This is a genomic window from Oceanobacillus sp. GQ8 (assembly GCF_059758495.1).
The window spans coordinates 343,743-361,516 of sequence record NZ_JCAXEV010000004.1 but is presented as its reverse complement, the minus strand read 5'-3'; the positions used below and the strand labels follow the sequence as shown (position 1 = coordinate 361,516).

Genomic DNA, 17,774 nt, shown 5'->3' with positions numbered 1-17,774 from the left:
GGAAATGATGAGGGGGGTATTTTTTTATGCTGAAAAGGTGTGATAAATGCAATGCACCATTCAGTTGGAGTGAAATTTTGAAATCCCTATGGTGGAATTATAGACCTATTCATTGTAAAAAATGCGGTTCGGAGCATAAAATAAAAATTTCTGGTAGATTTACTTTTGTTTTATTAACTATCTTGCCAATGTTTTTTGTTGGTTACTTTCTTGCGCCTTTACATAATATTATTTTGACATTTGGAGGAGCGTTTTTCGTTTTGTTAATTGGTTCTTTCATTGCTCCTTTTCTTGTTACTTATAGAGAGTACTAATAAAGTGAACCTTCAATCAGTGGGGGTTTTCATTCTTCCCCCATTGATTGTTCGTTGAACGAATCGGGGTGTTAGCGTCCGTTTACTCCCACTTAAACATCACTGTTTTACTTCATCTTTTGAAGTGGGAGTTTTACGGACGGTTGCACCGGGATAAATATAAAACTCGCATTCGCTCGCCCTTTAGGGAATGTGTACGTTTTTCTTATACTTGGTATCTCAAAATTTCAACTGCGTCGACTATACTCTCCATTTGAAATTTTTACTTTCTCAATGTGAAATAAAAGGCGTCTCCTTTTAACTTTAACGATTTTCGTCTAAAATGGATATTATACCTTTTCCATAGGAGCGATGTTGTGTATAAGAATTCAGAGAAATTTTTGGCAACGTTTAATCGAGTAGAGAAAGAGATGAAAGCTTTAATGGTTTATCGTAAGGATATGAGTTTTTCCCGATCAGTGCGTATCCTTAGTAATTCAAATACTATCATTAGAAGATATAGCGAGGACTTACTGGAATATGCGGAGTTGCGAAATGCTATTGTACATAACAAGGTCGACATGACCCATGCAATCGCTGAGCCACATGATTCCGTTGTTGAAAGAATAGAGTTAATAGAAAAAGCATTGTCAGAGCCTCTAAAGGTAATGCCAGCGTATTCACGCGCGGTGCATACATTTCAGGAGGATGATCCACTTGAAAAACTGCTGACTATCATTCGTGAGAAAGGCATATCGAAATTCCCCATATACAGTGAAAGAGTCTTTAAGGGTCTTTTAACTCAAAAAGGGATTACAAGATGGCTTGCAGAAAACCTTGAGATCAGTCATTCGACTATAAAAGAAACAAGACTTCGTGATGTGTTAACGTATCAAACGGTTGATAACTATCAGTTTATTAGCCAGGACACCACGCAAAATGATGCTTCGGAATATTTTAGAGGTAACATTGGAGAAGGAAATCGATTGGAAGCATTACTCATTACAAAAAGTGGGGATTCCGAAGAAAAACTTCTTGGTATCATCACACCGTGGGATATCGTCCACGCACAGGAAGAGGAAAAGTAAGGAGGGGAAGCGAAATGAAATTCGTATCCATTGATTTTGAAACGGCTAATGAAAAGCGCCACAGTCCATGTGCAGTTGGGATTGTAGTAGCAAATGAAAAAGAAATTCTGGAAGAGTACTATAGCTTAATAAATCCAATTACTGCTTTTAGTCCATTCAATGTGCGTGTCCACGGTATTACCGATAGAGACGTAGAGGACGCACCGACCTTTCCGGAAATATGGCCTGTTTTAGATAAGTATTTATCGAACAATATCGTGCTGGCGCATAACGCTAGTTTTGATATGAGTGTAATTAGACAGACGCTCGATTATTTTCAATTACCGTATCCGGAGATGGACTACTTGTGTACGGCAAATATCTCCAGGAAGGTCTGGCCTGATCTAGTGAATCATAAATTAAACACGGTTGCTGCTCATCATTCCATCACTTTTGAACATCACCATGCGTTAGAAGATGCACGTGTTGCAGCGAGGATCTTTATGCAAGCATTAAGGGAATATAGTACAGATACAGTAGATTCATTTTTGGAAAGCTGCCAAATGAGCAAAGGCAGAATTTACGAGCGTGGCTATTATCCACCTAAAGCAAAACGCACCCAGCGTAGTAAACGCATTTATTTATAGCCGAGAACTACAAAGGGGTCCTGATAATGAAGCTTTCAGAGCTAATGAAAAAGATATTGCTTTTGCATCATTATTAGTCCAATCTCGATTCTAATGGAGTTTTACTTTATATTATAGCTTAAATTTTTATTAGATAATAGGAGAAGCCTTGACATAATAATTCAAATAAAACGAAATTTTAAATTGTGATCTTTTTCTCCTTCTACTCCCGTTCAGTTAGAGGGAGTTTTTACTTGTCTAAATAAAACTCTCAACCCCCGTGAGAATACCTAAGCTTGCTTTCTGGATTAGTTTGAATTAAACTAATAGAAAGAATTTTCAGTATTAAACACAAGAGAGTGGGGGATGGGTTTGGAAACAAAGGGGCAGGAACAGGTAAACCTACTATTGAAAAGGGCTAGAAGAAATACGTTGGGAGATCTGTTGGAAAGAACCAAGGAACGCAATCCCGATAAAAATGCAATCGCTTACAAAGGAGAGTGGATTACGTATTCAGAGCTTGATAATATGGTAAATCAAACTGCTAATGCCTTTGTTAATGCAGGGATGAAAAAAGGAAACCATATTGTGATCATGTCAAAAAACAGTCAGGATTTTGTGACAGCTATGTTTGCGCTGGCGAGAATTGGCGCGGTTATGATTCCTGTTAATTACATGCTTTCAAGGGACGATGTTTCCTATATATTGCACCATGCGGAAGTAACGGGTCTCATTGCTTCAGAAGAGTATGCTGCATTACTTGATCAGGCAGCTCAAGAATTGACTATTCAGTTTCGGTATCTTATGGATGTACCTGCAAGTCAGGAAGGGATCCAATCCGACTGGACAACTCTTTCCTCTGCAAGGAAGGCCGAATTAACTGTCCCTGTTTTGGCCGACCTTGATGACGATGATCTTGCCCATGTCCTTTATACGAGTGGAACAGAATCCCGACCTAAAGGGGTTATGCTGACACATAAAAGCATTATCAGTGAATATGTCAGTAGTATTATTGATGGGAAAATGGAAGATAAAGATATTGCGATTCACGCATTGCCACTTTATCACAGTGCCCAGCTGCATGTCTTTCTTGGACCGAGTATTTATATTGGATCAAGCGGAATCATTCTGAGCCAAGCTGATCCAGAAAGCCTTTTGCGTACCATTGAGGAAGAGGGAGCAACACAGTTGTTTTGTCCACCTACTGTATGGATTGCGCTACTAAGACATCCAGGATTTGATAACTATGATTTATCAACATTGGAAAAATGTTACTATGGTGCTGCTATTATGCCAAAAGAAATTTTAAAAGAGCTTGCAGAAAGGCTGCCTAATGCAAGGTTCTGGAACTTTTACGGACAGACAGAGGTTGCACCTCTTGCAACCGCACTTCAACCAGAGGATCAGCTTCGAAAGCTTGGTTCAGCAGGGAAACCAACATTAAATGTACAGACAAAGATTGTGGGGGAGAGCGGGGTAGAAGTAGCCAGAGGAGAGATAGGTGAAATTGTCCATCGCACCCCACATGCCATGAAGGGTTATTTACATGACCCTGAAAAAACTACTGAAGCTTTTCAGAATGGATGGTTTCATAGTGGGGATCTAGGCACGATGGATGAAGAAGGATATATTACGATTATTGACCGTAAAAAGGATATGATTAATACGGGTGGAGTCAATGTCTCCAGCAGAGAGGTAGAGGAAAGCCTTTATCAAATGGAAGGTGTCTCAGAGGTAGCGGTAATCAGCATCCCTGATCCTTACTGGATAGAGGCAGTAACAGCGATTATCGTCCCGAAAAAAGGGGCATCTTTATCAGAAGAAGAGGTTGTGGCTTTTTGCCGTGAACGTTTGTCTACGTTTAAAGTACCCAAACAGGTGGAGTTTACAGATGTTTTACCGAAAAACCCGAGTGGTAAAGTATTGAAAAGAGCGTTAAGAGATCAATATGGAAACATAAACTAACTAGTTCAATCAAGGAGCATCGTCTTAAACGGTGCTCCTTTTTTATTATCTGTAGACCATCGATCAACTTTAAAAAGAATAGACAGGTGAGAAAATGAAAAAGCTAGTGATAGGAGGTGTTGGGATGAGTGAGAAAAAGGACAGCTGGAGCAAACGGCGTGTAACCACAAGTGTTAATCCTCAAGGACAGACAGAGGACACTGTTGACCATCAGCCAAAGTCTCAATTAGAACAACGTGCTAAAAAGAAAAATTCTAAGATATAAGAGGTGTGCATTATCGATCATACATTGGATTACCTCAGAGAATCACTGGCTAATTATCAAGAGAATCAGATGTGTCAGCAGATTATAAACAAGCTGCAATCAAAAGCTTATGCAGGTGAAGGAGAGTTTGTCAAAGACCTTGAGGCGGAAGAAATGACCTATCTGCATGATGTGCTAGAGAATGAACTCGATTATGCTAAAAATGTTCAATACGATCAGCGTGTCAAAGAATTGACTGAGGTCTTTGAACTGCTTTTTTAGTTGGGAAGGTCAAATTACATGGTCGTATAGCAATTGGTTCCCGGTTAATTGTGAAGTAAATTAGTATAATTTTACCATTGATAAAACAGCGTAAAAAGTATAGTATATTAATACAAGCTGCAATGTACGTATTTAATTAAGTTTTAACCTCTAATGATATAATAGGGAGTTTTACATCGGAACAATAATGTCGTGCCGCCATAGTGTAGCGGAAGACAGGATGGTTTCTGCAAACACCCACTTGGTGAAGTGGTGGTTTAAAACTTTTTATAATCAATACGGCAATTGTGGCCTGTAACTAATACAATTAACCAGGATCAGTTCCTTTTGGGACTGGTCCTTTTTTGTACGTTTGTTTCTAGCCGAGAAGCAATTTTGAAACCTAAGAAAAACGTATACATTCAGGCGAGTTTTCTAACGTTTTCTTAGCGTGATAAGCATAACTTTTCCGATCCGATTATAAATAGGTATTATCCTACCCATCACTACAAGCATTAAACTAGTGATAGGAGGGGATAACGATGTCGTATTATTTTAAAGAGATTGATCATGTTCAGTTAGCAGCGCCTGTTGGATCCGAACAGCAGGCAAGGGATTTTTACGAGAAGATATTGGGCTTTGAAGAGGTGGAGAAACCGAAAGCTTTAAAGCAAAATGGAGGAGTATGGTTTCAAGCTGGTAACGTACATATTCACATTGGGGCAGAGGATGCCTTTTTACCGGCAAAAAAAGCACATCCAGCTATTCATGTTGGGAATTTGTCTGCATTAAAACAACATCTTGGAATGTATGGAATTAGCTATAAAGAGGATGAACGATTACCTGGTGCTGCGCGTTTTTATGTGGAAGATCCATACGGTAATCGAATAGAGTTTCTGGAACGGTTGGGATAGTGAAATTTAAAAGCGAAATGTTTTGAATGTTTTTTTATTTCATGATAGGGTTGAAACTGAGCTTTGACATGCTATACTAGTACCATTCTAATTTAATAGTATTCATATAATAGTGGGGATATGGCCCACGAGTTTCTACCGGTTTACCGTAAATTAACCGACTATGAGTGTAATAAATGAAAGGATTATACCTTTAACATGGTGTAGTTTTTTCGTTATCTTTCAAATGGCAAAAGCTTGAAGGGTGCGCAACTCATAGTCTGAGTGCGTCGCATCCTTCAAGCTTTTTTATTTATTTATTAGGGAAAGGAAGAGGCACCGTGAAGAGTCTAGAAAACAAGATATTGAATGAAGGTAAGGTTTTATCAGAAACGGTTTTAAAAGTGGATTCCTTTCTAAACCATCAAATTAATCCAGAGTTAATGAGGCAAATTGGCGAGGAGTTTGCAGCGCGTTTTGCAAACGCTGGTGTCACAAAAATATTGACATTGGAATCATCAGGAATTGCTCCTTCTGTTATGGCGGGTCTTACGATGAATGTTCCAGTGGTGTTTGCGAGAAAGCGAAAGTCACTTACTTTAATAAATGATTTGTATTCAGCAGAGGTACATTCTTTTACTAAAAAAGAAACAAATGAGATTTCCATTTCCAGTGAATATATCAATCAAAATGATGTCGTTTTGGTAATTGATGATTTTTTGGCAAATGGACAGGCAGTTCTTGGTTTAATGGATATTCTTAAGCAGGCAGGAGCATCACTTGCTGGTGTAGGAATTGTTATTGAAAAAGGTTTTCAGGATGGCGGTAAAATGATCCGTGAAAAAGATATCCAAGTCGAGTCATTAGCTATCATTGATTCCTTAGCAGAGGGAAACGTTACATTTCGTAAAGAGGGGGCATTAAAATGAAGACGGCAGCACTTGGGATCCAGCATGTCCTAGCAATGTATGCAGGAGCAATTTTAGTACCACTTATCGTTGGAGAATCACTAGGCTTGACCTCAGAGCAATTAACTTATCTAGTAGCAATTGATATTTTTATGTGTGGAGTAGCAACAATCCTGCAACTTCTTAACAATCGCTTTTTTGGCATTGGTTTGCCAGTAGTTCTCGGTTGTACATTTACAGCTGTTGGTCCAATGATTGCCATTGGAGGAGAATTTGGAATATCAGCTATTTACGGAGCAATCCTAGTTTCTGGACTTGTCGTTATTCTTATCAGTGGATTCTTTGGTAAATTAGTACGTTTCTTCCCACCGGTGGTAACAGGATCTGTTGTAACCATTATTGGGGTAACACTTATTCCTGTAGCGATTAACAATATGGGTGGCGGAGAAGGAGCAAGTGATTTCGGTTCTCTTGCTAATATAGGATTGGCTTTTGGTACATTAACTTTTATTGTTTTGATGTATCGATTCTCTAGTGGCTTTCTACGTTCTATCTCTATTCTCGTGGGAATTGTAATTGGTACAGTGGTTGCATCATTTATGGGGAAAGTCAGCCTTGATGCTGTCACAGAAGCTTCATTTTTCCATATCGTTCAACCATTCTACTTTGGAACACCAACATTTGAATGGTCAGCTATTTTGACAATGATACTTGTAGCGATCGTTTCATTAGTGGAGTCCACTGGCGTTTATTTTGCGCTAGGCGATATCACAGAACGAAAACTAAAAGAAAAAGATTTAACGAAGGGATACCGCGCGGAAGGTCTTGCCATTGTACTTGGAGGATTCTTTAATGCATTCCCGTACACCGCATTTTCACAAAACGTAGGTCTCATTCAGATGACCGGTGTTAAATCAATCAGAGTTATCATGACGGCTGGTATTATGCTAGTAGGACTTGGGCTTGTTCCAAAGATTGCTGCTTTAACTACTATTATCCCAACTTCCGTTTTAGGTGGGGCTATGATTGCAATGTTCGGTATGGTCATTGCACAAGGAATTAAAATGCTTGGTAGTGTTCTAACTAGTTCACCGGAAAATTCTATGATTATCGCGTGTTCAGTTGGAATGGGGCTTGGTGTTACAGTAGTTCCTGAATTATTTGCACAACTTCCAAACAGCCTACAAATCCTAACAAGTAATGGTATTGTTGCTGGGAGTATCACAGCTATCGTTTTGAACATTATTTTTAACATGCTTCCTTCAAAAAAGACTTCTGCAAACTCTGCACAACTAGTTGAAGAAAGTGCATAAAAAAGAGGTAGGTAAGTACAGTTCACGTACTTCCTACCTTTTTTCTTTATCCCGGAGCAACCGTCCGTAAGACTCCCACTTCAAAACATGAAGTGAGACAGTAATGACAAAAGTGGGAGACAACGGACGCTAACACCCCGATTCGTTCAACTAACAATCAGTGGGGGAAGAAAGAAACCCCACTGATTAACGTTTCACTTTATACCAAAGCTTTGTAAAATCTATCCATCCTAAAGCGTTAAAGTGAATACCTTTCACATAGCTCGGATAAAACGCGGATTGGATGATACGGTACAAGTGAATATGCCCATTGTTTTGCATGCTATTATCTTCCACATTCCTACATAAAGAAAGGGTATCGTCCTCGTTTTCTCCCAAGTTTTCCAGTATTTCCTTATCAGCCTTTGATAGATGGCGATTTAAAAGATTATGATCCCCTTTAAATGCAGCCAAATAAGTATATAAAACACTTTCATAGCTTAATTGTTCACCTAAGAGCAGGTCTGTTTCTTTCTCGAGAGGCAAGGAATGTAAGTATTCATACGAATGAAACTTAAGAGATACATTAATCCCTTCTTTTAGCAATACCTCTTTAATCCATTGCCCGTCAGCCTCGTTCCCCGCTCCAGTATAACTTCCTAAAATGAGTGGCTCTCCTTTGTAATCACTTTTAGCGAGTGCCTCCATACCTCTCCTCTCTGATCGAAGTGGGACACCGTGTTCAAATTGTACAAGTAGATGGGAAGCTTTTTTATGACGAGTACCACCTAACTCTCTAATCATCTTTTCAGGTGATAACAAATGGACGATCGCCTCTCTTAGTAATGGATCGTTTGCAAGAATCCCATTTTTTCTATTAAAGGTAAGAAGTTTGCTTCCACGGTCTAATGCAGTGTATTTTTCAAGGTGACGTAACTCACGTCCTTTATATGGATAATGGTAAAAGTTCAATTCTTTGCTATTTGGGACGCTATCAATAACGGTGGCATTATCGTAAAGTTTTGGGAAGAAGTAAATCTTAACTTCTTCAAGGAAAGGTCGTCTTAAAAAATAGTCATTAAAAACATGTAACGTTAATTTCTCGTGGGTATTTTCACTTATCTTATACGGCCCTGTCCCAAGAGGGAATCTTTTTCTACTAGACCTGTCGTTCGGCAGGATACTGCCACCTAATGAGGATGCCATATGTAAAAAGGAAGGACATGGCTTTTTAAACTGAAATTCAACAATATATGGTTGGAGTGCTGATACTTTATGTAAGTCTTGCACCATCCAGCTGTAAGCTGATGAGGAATGTTTGTGACGCCAAAAACTATAGCATACATCTTCAGCAGTCATCTCCTTCCCATGATGAAAACGAACCCCTTTTTGTAAATAAAACACCCATTTCGTACTGTCTTGATTTTGCTCCCAAAAATGAGCTAGATGGGGAAGGAATTCATCCGTATCTTGGTTGAATTGAACAAGTTGACTGAAGACATGACGCATAACATGATTTTCAGAACGACGGCATACAAATACTGGGTCAAGAATTGGTAGTGGTCGATAGGAAGGAAAGTGAAGCCGTGAGTCCATATCTGTAGAGCGACCTTTGTGCTCACTAAGGTAGGAATGGAAGATCCAATCAATAAACTCCCGTTGTAGTGAAGCCTTCACCTGATATTTGTTTAATAATGTAATAGCTTCGTCAATGGAATGAGGCGTGATCGTTTCTTTGGCTTGTTCAACTACAAGTAACTCGAAATTTTTTAATAGTTTGAGTGTAGAATAATTCCCTCTACCTATTCCAGCCTTCCACTTGATCCATTTATGCTCCTGTAAGTTCTGGATAATTATTTTGGCATTACGATGAGAACAGGATAGTAAATTCGCTATTTCCTTTACCGTTATAGAAACTTCTTCTTCTGTTTCATTTAAACTACGGTTAAGCACTTCATAATGCTCCAATAATTTCAACTCAACCAACCTCCGATAAAAGGGGAAATTTAATCAGATCAAGTATACACTTTTTTTCCTCTTTTCAAAAGATACAATAAATGCAGGAGGTGGATAGGGATGAAAATCGTAGTTGCGACATGGAATAAAGTAAAACTGGAACAAATTCAAATGGCTTTAAAGGAAATCCCATTAGACATCACGTCATTACCAAAAGGTATGGAGGATGTGGAGGAAACAGCAGATACCTTTAAAGGAAATGCACAACTAAAAATTGAAACGGTAAAGCGATATTACCCAAACGACATTATAGTAGGAGAAGATTCTGGCCTAACCATTGATACGTTAGAAGGATTTCCCGGAGTGAAAACAGCACGTTTTTCTCCTGGAAGTGATGCGGACCGCGCTCAATTATTAATGGATAAACTAGCAGGGGTTCCATTAAGTAAGCGGACTGCTCAATTTACCAGTGTAGTAGCTTTGGCATTCCCAGATGGGAGAGTCTTGCACAGTCAAGGTTTTATGAATGGTTGGATTGCAAAGAATCCGCGAGGTAGTTTAAAAGAGTACGGTGATATTTTTTTATTAAGTAATGACAAGGTGTTAACAGAGCAATTGGAGCACAATATCTCACCATATGACCATAGACAAATTGCCTTGTTCCAGGCAAAGCAGGATATTCTAGACTGGTTGGAAAGGAAGACAACATGAGTATAGATAAAAAGAAAGTAATTGCAATTGCTCTAATTCCAGCTGTCGCCTTATTAGGGGATGCTATGCTGTTTATTGTTTTACCTGTTTATTGGCAAGATTTTGGGTTAACCTCAATCTGGCAAATTGGCCTTTTACTATCTATTAATAGATTTATTCGGTTGCCGGTCAATCCATTAGTCGGTATGTTCTATCAGCGATTCCAGCTTCGTACAGGTGTATGGATAGCATTAATCATTGCCATCATCACAACTGCTGGCTATGGGTTATTTAAAGAATTTTGGTTGCTCTTACTTATGCGTATCTTATGGGGAGTCGCCTGGTCCTTGTTAAGGCTTGGTGGTTTCCTAACGGTCATTGAAGTAACGACAGATAAAAATAGGGGGAATTATGTAGGCTTATACAATGGGTTGTGGGGCATTGGTGGTTTAGTTGGTATGCTTGCAGGTGGACTATTAGTTGATCAAACATCTATTTTGTTTGTTACAATCTTATTTTCTATTACAGGATTACTAGCTCTGCCAGCGGTATTTTACTTTGTCCCTATTTCAAGAAAGGAGGAAAAAGATGCCGGAGACAGAAGCAAGGAAAGGAAAAAGTGGCTTAATTCTTATGTTGGTCTAATTCTTCTGACAGGAACGGTTATGGGCTTTATTGTCTTTGGCCTGTTTTCTTCTACATTAAGTACCTTAATTGAAGAAACGTATGACAACAATTGGGAGATTGCAGAAATAACAATTGGTGCAGCGACTTTAGCTGGTATTATTCAAGCAATACGCTGGGGGTGGGATCCATTTTTGGCTCCAAAGATTGGAAAAATAATGGATAGTATAAAAACGGCTCCTAAAATTTTATTGGTGCCATTGTTTATGGGAGGAGTCATGTTTTATGTTTTCGTAAACGTACACGTAATGGCAGGACTAATAATTAGTCTATTATTTTTTCAATTTCTCTCCACTATTTTCGTTACCACAACGGATACTTTAGCAGCAAGTGCAGCTTCCCAGACGGATCAAGTTAAAGTGATGACTGCGCATACGATAGTCGTGGATGTTGGGGCAGCCATGGGGCCGTTATTCGCATTTACGGTGATTGATCTATACGGTATTACACTTATTTATTATGTATCTGGCTTGTTACTTATAACTTTAGGTGTTACCTGGATGGTGTATATCAGAAGGTCTCAACGCGGAACTTTAGACTTGGATTACGGATAATACTTTGGCTATTCCTATAAGTGGCTGCAGAGCTTCTTTGCATGTAGTAATGTTGCTTTTCATGGGGATATTAACATACTAATCTAGAAAATTGACTATCTATAATAACTTCCATATAATTCACTAATACGAAGAGAATAATTCATGTTGGCGTTTTAGGAGATGATTGGTTGAGGAATGAAGAAATAAAAGATGTACAGAAAATTAACAAGCTTCCAATTGTTGCTGTCTTAATAGGTGGCGCATTTTTGGCGATATTAAACCAGACTTTGTTGGCGACGGTTATTCCGCATATTATGGAAGATTTGAATCTAACCGAAAATACGGCACAATGGGTAACGACCATCTTTATGCTAGTAAATGGGATTATGATCCCGATTACAGCTTTTTTGATTGAAACATTTACTACGAGGAAGTTATTCCTTACCGCAATGATCACCTTTGTGGTCGGAACATTAATTTGTGCCATTTCACCAAACTTTGCCATATTAATGGTGGGGAGAGTAATTCAGGCTGCTGGAGCCGGTATTATGATGCCATTAATGATGACTATCTTTTTATTGATTTTCCCTATTGAAAAAAGAGGGTCAGCAATGGGAACGGTAGGGCTTGTGATTGCTTTTGCGCCAGCGCTTGGTCCGGTGATTTCCGGTTGGCTCGTTGAGCATTATCCATGGAGAGCATTATTTTATATTATTTTGCCACTTGCTATTATAGATGTCATTATTGCTTACTTTGTGATGCGAAATATCACGAAGCGTACCTATCCAAAAGTTGATATTAGTTCGATCATTTTATCGACACTAGGTTTCGGAGGTTTACTTTATGGCTTCAGTAGTGCGGGAGATTATGGATGGTCCAATGTTTTCGTTATCTCCGCAATAGCTATAGGTGCGATATCGCTAACCACTTTTATCTTAAGACAATTCAAGTTGGTGCAACCGATCTTAGAGTTCCGTGTTTTTCAGGATAAAATTTTCACTATAACAACGGTTATTGGTATGATAGCATTTATTGGGTTAATCGGAGCTGAAACCATTTTGCCTATCTACATGCAGAATATGGCTGGATTTTCCGCTTTAGATTCGGGAATGATGATCTTACCAGGAGCATTAGTTATGGGATTTATGTCCCCAATTAATGGGAGGATTTTTGATAAGTTCGGAGCAAGGTACTTGGTTATTATTGGGCTTACTTTATTAACGGTTACCTCCTTCCTTTACACAAGATTAACGCCAGATACGACACTAACGTATATTACCATTGTCTTTGCGATTAGAATGTTTGGTATTTCCATGATCATGATGCCAGCTACTACTGCAGGACTTAATCGCTTGCCAAATCGATTAATACCACATGGTTCTGCTATGACCAATACAATGCGCCAAGTGGCAGCTTCTATTGGTACGGCAATATTAGTTACAGTTATGACAGCTTCTACTGGTGATGCTGCTTCAGCCAGTGAGATGGTGGATGGAGTTAATACTGCATTTTATGTAACGACTGTAATATCCATTATTGCACTTGTTATGGCATTTTTCATAAAAGGAACCACACCTACTGAAGATCGTGAACTTGTGAAACAACAGCAGCAACCAAACAAAGCATAAAGGACACTCCCTCCGAGGAGTTTTCTTTATGCTTTGTTTTACTTTAATCAGAAATATATTATTTTGCCTGTTTGATGATCGGATGCTTTTTACGGTTTCCAATTATGGTAACGAGGCTATGAAGTATCATGCCGATAATGACAAGGAAGATCCCGACAAAAGACAGTACACTTGGCAATGCTGCATGAAGTAGTAGTATTTCACCAAATAGTGCAAACACCACTTCCCCTGATTGCGTTGCCTCCACCCCAGCCAGTTTCTCATTATCATTTCGTACAAGCTCAGTGGCATAGAAGAATAACGCTGTAGCAATCACCCCGGAAAAAATAGCGACTATAAATGTTTGGGTTATTTGCGTCACTTCTGGCATTCCATGCGATAGGAAACCATAAATAGATACAAGAACCCAAAACGGCATGGACATGACGGTCATGCCTAAAATTCGTTGAAAGGTGTTAAGCTCTCCATTTACATGCTGCATCATTTTACGGTTTCCTAATGGATATGCAATTGCTGATACAAGAAGAGGGAGTACACATAGAAGAACACTTGTTAGTGGCACAACACTTGCATGTTCCAATTGCATGAGCAATACACCGCTCAGTATAATGAAGGAAATAAGCACAGATTGAACTGGTATCTTTTGTTTTGTATGCTTGTTAAGTATCGGTACAAGGAAAGAGCCGGCAACAATGGTAAGTTGGAATGTGGCCGCTACAAGCCAGCCTGGTCCATAAATGGTCGCAAAGGTTAGTGGAGCATAAAACAATCCAAAACCTACAGAACTCCATAATAGCCAAGGAACTGGTTTTTTAATAATATGCTGTATGACGGGTTTTACATTGCGTTGGTAACCTACGATAATTAGTAAGAGTGGTAGCATGAACATAAATCGTAATGAAGCACTCCATGCCCAGCTTCCGCCATCAAGCTCCATCGATCGGTTCAAAATAAATGTTACAGAAAAGAATAATGCAGATAGAATACCAATAATAATTGCTTTCATTCTCATCACCTCTTCATTATCATAACAAATAGGTGAAAGCATAACATGGTGTATTGAAAATAAAGTGAAAAAAATGAGTGAAGCAGGAATATGGAAAAATATGACGAATTAGTAGTATAGGTACGAGCATAATTTTGAGGTGGATAGGAAAATGGTAGAGAAGGTAAATGTGAAACATGCTTTAATTCAGGAAGACAGTGTTTATGGCCTTGCACAGAGCCAAGTTGCAGAAAAAATCAAGGCTGTACGCTTTTTAACGAGAGGCCTAAATGATACATATAAAGTAGTGGGCAAAGAATCCTGTTATGCATATCGAATTTATCGCCATGGCTGGAGAAATGAAGCTGCAATTAAATTTGAGTTGGATGCTATATTATACTTAAAAAATAATGGATATGAAGCAGTTGGACCTGTTCAGGAAACGGGTGTCCCTAATGTGGAGGAAATATTAGCCCCGGAAGGAGAGCGCTACGGTGTGCTATTTTCTTTTGCGGAGGGAGAAAGACCTGCTATTAATCCGGAAAATACATATCTTATCGGAAAATCTCTAGGTAGACTTCATCGATTGTCTAATGGATTCACTAGTAAACATGAACGTGGTTATTCAATTGATTTAACACACTTACTTGATGAGCCTGTAAGCTTTATTCGACCGATTCTGAAGGAGTATTTAGGAGATACGGCAGTCGAAGTGTTGAATGAGACAATAATGTATATAAAGGAAAAATTGGAAACAGCTAATTTAGAAACAGGTTTCTGTCATGGTGATTTCCATAACCATAATATGCATTTATATAAAGGAAAACTTCAAGTCTTTGATTTTGATAGTTGTGCGGTTGGCTACCGTGCTTATGATGTGGCGGTATCCTGGTGGAATCTCCTTCATAATTACGGGCAAGAGGAAGAGGAATGCTGGAATACCTTCTTGCAAGGCTACGAGCAGGAGTATACGCTTAGTGAGGAAAATATGAAAACTTTACCACTGTTCATAACGGCAAGAAGGATTTGGTTGCTTGGTACAATGTTGCTAAACAGGGATGTCTGGGGCACCAACTGGATTGATGAGACAGCTTTAGAGCTATTTGTCTTGCAGTTAAAGACAGATAGAATGGGCATGTCGAAGGACTGGGAATCATAAAATAGATTGCATCGGGAACAAGATTTAAAAGGTAGAAGGAGTGAATGTGAATGGATACACTTCCCAGTAGCTTTTTGATTATCTATGGTATTTTTATTATTACTGCACTTATAACCGCTATTATCAGCAATGCAAGGGACAGGCTTATCCCCTTTGCTTATATGACCATTATTTTATCTATCGCTACACCGCTATTTTCTTTCTTGTATTCGGTAGGTCGAGCAGCGAACCGAAATGAGTTGGAGCATCTTTTTCATCAAATTGGGGAAGGTCATTTTGCTGCCATTATCCTCCTTTTATGCTATGTTTATTTATTTTTTTGGCTCGGTTTATTTGTATGGCATCATTTCGGCAAAGCGATTAAGAAATATAGCTTACTACTATGGCATAAGCTGAAAGAATCGCCGTTATGGTCGAAACTTAGTAAGCAGCGTGGTGAATAAGGGATACAAAGTGTTTAAATTTAATAGGGAAAAGAAAGCTGAGTGTAAGGGGGAAGATAATGCTGAGACTGGTGTTCATACCAATATTCCTTTCTTTGTTTATTGTTGCTGGGTGTATAGATGATAGTGCAAATCTCAAAGACTATTACTTATCATTAGTGGGGGAAGGCCAGCACTGGAGAGTAAAGGGATATGAGATAGAAATAACAGAAGACTCGTTTATCGCAGGAAACGGTTTTCTTGATATGAAAGACGTAGATAGCTTTATGACAAATTCGTTTGATATCGAGGTTCGAGCGGTTATCGGAGATGTTGACCAAGTTATTCAAAAAATAGATCGGACTGGTAAAATCATTAATATTGCTGTTGAAAACACTGGTAAAATAACAGGAGATAGTTATGTAGATCAGGAGGGAAATCCAATAACATTAGAGGATATCAAAAAGGTTTACCTTGTGCTGAAATGGCATGATTTAGAAAAGAAGAAAGATTTGCGCGAACGGATTGATCTTTATCATGCAGATGAAAACAATATTTCCTAGTTAAATAAATTAATACCGAGGCTTCCCTGTATAAAAAGTTGTGAACCACCCATTAAAATTAGGTTTTTAGTCGAAGATTATAATGGACTATTATAATTTCTAACTTTTTGCAGAAGGAGTTTACTTGTTTTATGAAATGGAAGACAATACTTACATTTATCGTACTTTATGAAATGCTATTGTTTGGTGTGCCTTTCTTGGATAAGTACTTAAGCACAATCACAGCATATTTTGTTGGGGGATTGGCTACAATCGGAATCATCTACTTCCTAGAAAAAGTGTCCTTTTTTAATAAAAGAGTTCCCCTAATAGTAGGCATTATTATTCTAGTAGCGGTCGTAATTATAGGTTTATTCGTTTAGTTATATAAAATTTTCAAAATAAAAATCCTACTAAGATGAGAATAAATCTGCCTATCTTAGTAGGATAATCGCCATTCGAATAATTATCCCTAGCTCGTTCAGGGACTGCGTTATCGTAACTTGGGATAAGTACTTTCCAAGTTATTTTATCCCGGTGCAACCGTCCGTAAGACTTCCGCTTCAAAACATGAGGTGAAACCGTGATGTTTAAGTGGGAGTAAACGGACGTTAACACCCCGATTCGTTCAACTAACAATCAGTGGGGGAAGAATGAAAACCCCCACTGATTGAAGTTTCACTTTATATTAATAACGATCTTTCCTCTTGCATGATGGGTTTCACTTAGTTTATGTGCTTCTTTTACCCCGTTTTCTGTAAGAGGGAAGGTATGACCGACCTTGGAAATAACCTCGCCTGATTTAAGAAGTTCTGCTATTTCCTCGAGCTGTTCCCCGTTCTCTCTAAGCCATATAGACTCCGCTTTAATATTTTTTTCTTTCGCCAGTTCTTCATTTGGTTGTTGGACAATCGATACGAGCTTTCCACCTTCTTTTAGAACCCTAAAGCTTTTTTCCTGTACTTCTCCGCCAATTGTATCCACGACAATATCAACATCCTCTAGTACTTCTGTAAAATCGGTGTCTTTGTAATTAATAAATTGATCTGCACCTAGCTCTTTTACAAAGGATTCATTTTTTCCACTTGCAGTAGTAGCTACATATGCACCAAAATGTTTGGCAAATTGAATGGCATAGCTACCGACTCCGCCTGAGCCTGCATGTATAAGCACTTTATCTCCCTTTTTTATTCCACCAAAGTCTACCAAACACTGCCATGCAGTTAATCCAGCCAAAGGAACAGCAGCAGCCTCTTCGAATGGAATATTATCTGGGATTTTGGCAAGAAGATCTTCTTCCACCGCAGTAAATTCAGCGTACGTTCCATTTCTTGTTGTAGCTGGTCGAGCAAATACTCGATCACCTTCTTTGAATTTGCTCACATTTTTGCCGGTTTTTGCAACAATTCCAGCTGCATCCCATCCGAGAATGATAGGGAACTCAAAGGGAAGCCCCTCTTTTAGTGCTCCTTCTCTTAATTTCCAATCAATAGGGTTAATGGAAGTGGCATGTAATTCCATTAAGACTTGATTATCTTCGAGCATGGGGATAGGGAGTGTCTCTTCCTTAAGTTTATCCGCTGATCCGTATTCATTAATAACAATTGCTTTCATCTAGCACCC

Annotated in this window: 19 protein-coding genes, 1 other RNA gene and 1 riboswitch; of the genes, 17 read left to right on the top strand and 3 right to left on the bottom strand. The window is 38.8% G+C overall.

All coding sequences use genetic code 11. The annotated features are described in order from the left end of the window. The first annotated feature begins 26 nt into the window (after positions 1 to 26). The 10 genes from AC6CHS_RS14245 (at position 27) to AC6CHS_RS14200 (ending at position 7,570) form a co-directional block, all read left to right on the top strand. Positions 27 to 314 (top strand): TIGR04104 family putative zinc finger protein, encoded by a 288-nt coding sequence (locus AC6CHS_RS14245; RefSeq protein WP_498237073.1) that lies wholly within the window; start codon positions 27 to 29, stop codon positions 312 to 314. Positions 315 to 670: 356 nt separating this feature from the next. Continuing rightward, positions 671 to 1,381, top strand: coding sequence for a CBS domain-containing protein (locus tag AC6CHS_RS14240; RefSeq protein WP_498237071.1), 711 nt, complete (start codon positions 671 to 673; stop codon positions 1,379 to 1,381). Positions 1,382 to 1,395: 14 nt separating this feature from the next. Then, positions 1,396 to 2,007 carry a 3'-5' exonuclease gene (locus AC6CHS_RS14235; RefSeq protein WP_498237069.1) on the top strand — a complete coding sequence of 204 codons (612 nt, stop codon included), beginning with the start codon at positions 1,396 to 1,398 and terminating at the stop codon, positions 2,005 to 2,007. 351 nt (positions 2,008 to 2,358) lie between these two features. Further along, positions 2,359 to 3,951 (top strand): fatty acyl-CoA synthetase, encoded by a 1,593-nt coding sequence (locus AC6CHS_RS14230; protein ID WP_498237067.1) that lies wholly within the window; start codon positions 2,359 to 2,361, stop codon positions 3,949 to 3,951. A gap of 124 nt (positions 3,952 to 4,075) precedes the next feature. Continuing rightward, positions 4,076 to 4,216, top strand: coding sequence for a small, acid-soluble spore protein L (sspL, locus tag AC6CHS_RS14225; protein WP_081779369.1), 141 nt, complete (start codon positions 4,076 to 4,078; stop codon positions 4,214 to 4,216). A 24-nt stretch (positions 4,217 to 4,240) separates the two neighbouring features. Beyond that, positions 4,241 to 4,477 carry a sporulation protein gene (locus tag AC6CHS_RS14220; protein WP_498237065.1) on the top strand — a complete coding sequence of 79 codons (237 nt, stop codon included), beginning with the start codon at positions 4,241 to 4,243 and terminating at the stop codon, positions 4,475 to 4,477. A gap of 111 nt (positions 4,478 to 4,588) precedes the next feature. Continuing rightward, a non-coding RNA gene (gene ssrS, locus AC6CHS_RS14215) (6S RNA) lies at positions 4,589 to 4,775 on the top strand. Positions 4,776 to 4,998: 223 nt separating this feature from the next. Then, positions 4,999 to 5,370, top strand: a complete 372-nt coding sequence (locus tag AC6CHS_RS14210; RefSeq protein ID WP_498237064.1) for a VOC family protein — start codon at positions 4,999 to 5,001, stop codon at positions 5,368 to 5,370. Between the two features lie 82 nt (positions 5,371 to 5,452). Further along, a riboswitch (purine riboswitch) is annotated at positions 5,453 to 5,554 on the top strand. A 136-nt stretch (positions 5,555 to 5,690) separates the two neighbouring features. Continuing rightward, positions 5,691 to 6,278 (top strand): xanthine phosphoribosyltransferase, encoded by a 588-nt coding sequence (locus AC6CHS_RS14205; protein ID WP_498237062.1) that lies wholly within the window; start codon positions 5,691 to 5,693, stop codon positions 6,276 to 6,278. Beyond that, entirely contained in the window at positions 6,275 to 7,570 is a 1,296-nt protein-coding gene (locus AC6CHS_RS14200; RefSeq protein ID WP_498237060.1) for a nucleobase:cation symporter-2 family protein, read from the top strand. Before AC6CHS_RS14205 ends, AC6CHS_RS14200 begins: the two co-directional genes overlap by 4 nt. Before the next feature lie 186 nt (positions 7,571 to 7,756). On the opposite strand, the gene AC6CHS_RS14195 is transcribed toward AC6CHS_RS14200, so the two are convergent. Beyond that, positions 7,757 to 9,526, bottom strand: coding sequence for an ABC transporter substrate-binding protein (locus AC6CHS_RS14195; RefSeq protein WP_498237059.1), 1,770 nt, complete (start codon positions 9,524 to 9,526; stop codon positions 7,757 to 7,759). Between the two features lie 99 nt (positions 9,527 to 9,625). On the opposite strand from AC6CHS_RS14195, the gene AC6CHS_RS14190 reads away from it, so the two are divergent. From AC6CHS_RS14190 to AC6CHS_RS14180, 3 genes are all read left to right on the top strand, one after another. Next, a complete protein-coding gene (locus AC6CHS_RS14190) occupies positions 9,626 to 10,216 on the top strand; it encodes a non-canonical purine NTP pyrophosphatase (protein WP_498237057.1) in 591 nt (196 codons plus the stop codon). Beyond that, complete coding sequence (locus AC6CHS_RS14185; protein ID WP_498237055.1) at positions 10,213 to 11,433, top strand: MFS transporter; 1,221 nt, start codon at positions 10,213 to 10,215, stop codon at positions 11,431 to 11,433. Before AC6CHS_RS14190 ends, AC6CHS_RS14185 begins: the two co-directional genes overlap by 4 nt. A 170-nt stretch (positions 11,434 to 11,603) precedes the next feature. Beyond that, complete coding sequence (locus AC6CHS_RS14180) at positions 11,604 to 13,043, top strand: MDR family MFS transporter (RefSeq protein ID WP_498237053.1); 1,440 nt, start codon at positions 11,604 to 11,606, stop codon at positions 13,041 to 13,043. Positions 13,044 to 13,101: 58 nt separating this feature from the next. Here the strand turns inward: AC6CHS_RS14180 and AC6CHS_RS14175 are convergent, their stop codons facing one another. Beyond that, positions 13,102 to 14,049, bottom strand: a complete 948-nt coding sequence (locus AC6CHS_RS14175; RefSeq protein ID WP_498237052.1) for a DMT family transporter — start codon at positions 14,047 to 14,049, stop codon at positions 13,102 to 13,104. A 151-nt stretch (positions 14,050 to 14,200) separates the two neighbouring features. On the opposite strand from AC6CHS_RS14175, the gene AC6CHS_RS14170 reads away from it, so the two are divergent. The 4 genes from AC6CHS_RS14170 (at position 14,201) to AC6CHS_RS14155 (ending at position 16,534) form a co-directional block, all read left to right on the top strand. Next, positions 14,201 to 15,187: a phosphotransferase enzyme family protein gene (locus AC6CHS_RS14170; protein ID WP_498237050.1), complete on the top strand. Its 987-nt coding sequence runs from the start codon at positions 14,201 to 14,203 to the stop codon at positions 15,185 to 15,187. A gap of 50 nt (positions 15,188 to 15,237) precedes the next feature. Further along, complete coding sequence (locus AC6CHS_RS14165) at positions 15,238 to 15,630, top strand: hypothetical protein (protein WP_498237048.1); 393 nt, start codon at positions 15,238 to 15,240, stop codon at positions 15,628 to 15,630. Between the two features lie 59 nt (positions 15,631 to 15,689). Continuing rightward, positions 15,690 to 16,172 carry a hypothetical protein gene (locus AC6CHS_RS14160; protein WP_498237047.1) on the top strand — a complete coding sequence of 161 codons (483 nt, stop codon included), beginning with the start codon at positions 15,690 to 15,692 and terminating at the stop codon, positions 16,170 to 16,172. Positions 16,173 to 16,303: 131 nt separating this feature from the next. Continuing rightward, positions 16,304 to 16,534 (top strand): hypothetical protein, encoded by a 231-nt coding sequence (locus AC6CHS_RS14155; protein ID WP_498237045.1) that lies wholly within the window; start codon positions 16,304 to 16,306, stop codon positions 16,532 to 16,534. A gap of 295 nt (positions 16,535 to 16,829) precedes the next feature. Here AC6CHS_RS14155 and AC6CHS_RS14150 read toward each other — a convergent pair whose 3' ends face one another. Next, positions 16,830 to 17,765 carry an NADP-dependent oxidoreductase gene (locus AC6CHS_RS14150; RefSeq protein ID WP_498237043.1) on the bottom strand — a complete coding sequence of 312 codons (936 nt, stop codon included), beginning with the start codon at positions 17,763 to 17,765 and terminating at the stop codon, positions 16,830 to 16,832. Positions 17,766 to 17,774 lie beyond the last annotated feature (9 nt).

What these genes read in the sequence shown, in the direction of transcription:
- AC6CHS_RS14245 (WP_498237073.1), top strand. Translation starts at nt 27, where the DNA reads ATGCTGAAAAGGTGTGATAAATGCAATGCACCATTCAGTTGGAGTGAA.
- AC6CHS_RS14235 (WP_498237069.1), top strand. Translation starts at nt 1,396, where the DNA reads ATGAAATTCGTATCCATTGATTTTGAAACGGCTAATGAAAAGCGCCAC.
- sspL (WP_081779369.1), top strand. Translation starts at nt 4,076, where the DNA reads ATGAGTGAGAAAAAGGACAGCTGGAGCAAACGGCGTGTAACCACAAGT.
- AC6CHS_RS14210 (WP_498237064.1), top strand. Translation starts at nt 4,999, where the DNA reads ATGTCGTATTATTTTAAAGAGATTGATCATGTTCAGTTAGCAGCGCCT.
- AC6CHS_RS14200 (WP_498237060.1), top strand. Translation starts at nt 6,275, where the DNA reads ATGAAGACGGCAGCACTTGGGATCCAGCATGTCCTAGCAATGTATGCA.
- AC6CHS_RS14190 (WP_498237057.1), top strand. Translation starts at nt 9,626, where the DNA reads ATGAAAATCGTAGTTGCGACATGGAATAAAGTAAAACTGGAACAAATT.
- AC6CHS_RS14185 (WP_498237055.1), top strand. Translation starts at nt 10,213, where the DNA reads ATGAGTATAGATAAAAAGAAAGTAATTGCAATTGCTCTAATTCCAGCT.
- AC6CHS_RS14175 (WP_498237052.1), bottom strand. Translation starts at nt 14,049, where the DNA reads ATGAAAGCAATTATTATTGGTATTCTATCTGCATTATTCTTTTCTGTA.
- AC6CHS_RS14170 (WP_498237050.1), top strand. Translation starts at nt 14,201, where the DNA reads ATGGTAGAGAAGGTAAATGTGAAACATGCTTTAATTCAGGAAGACAGT.
- AC6CHS_RS14165 (WP_498237048.1), top strand. Translation starts at nt 15,238, where the DNA reads ATGGATACACTTCCCAGTAGCTTTTTGATTATCTATGGTATTTTTATT.
- AC6CHS_RS14160 (WP_498237047.1), top strand. Translation starts at nt 15,690, where the DNA reads ATGCTGAGACTGGTGTTCATACCAATATTCCTTTCTTTGTTTATTGTT.
- AC6CHS_RS14155 (WP_498237045.1), top strand. Translation starts at nt 16,304, where the DNA reads ATGAAATGGAAGACAATACTTACATTTATCGTACTTTATGAAATGCTA.
- AC6CHS_RS14150 (WP_498237043.1), bottom strand. Translation starts at nt 17,765, where the DNA reads ATGAAAGCAATTGTTATTAATGAATACGGATCAGCGGATAAACTTAAG.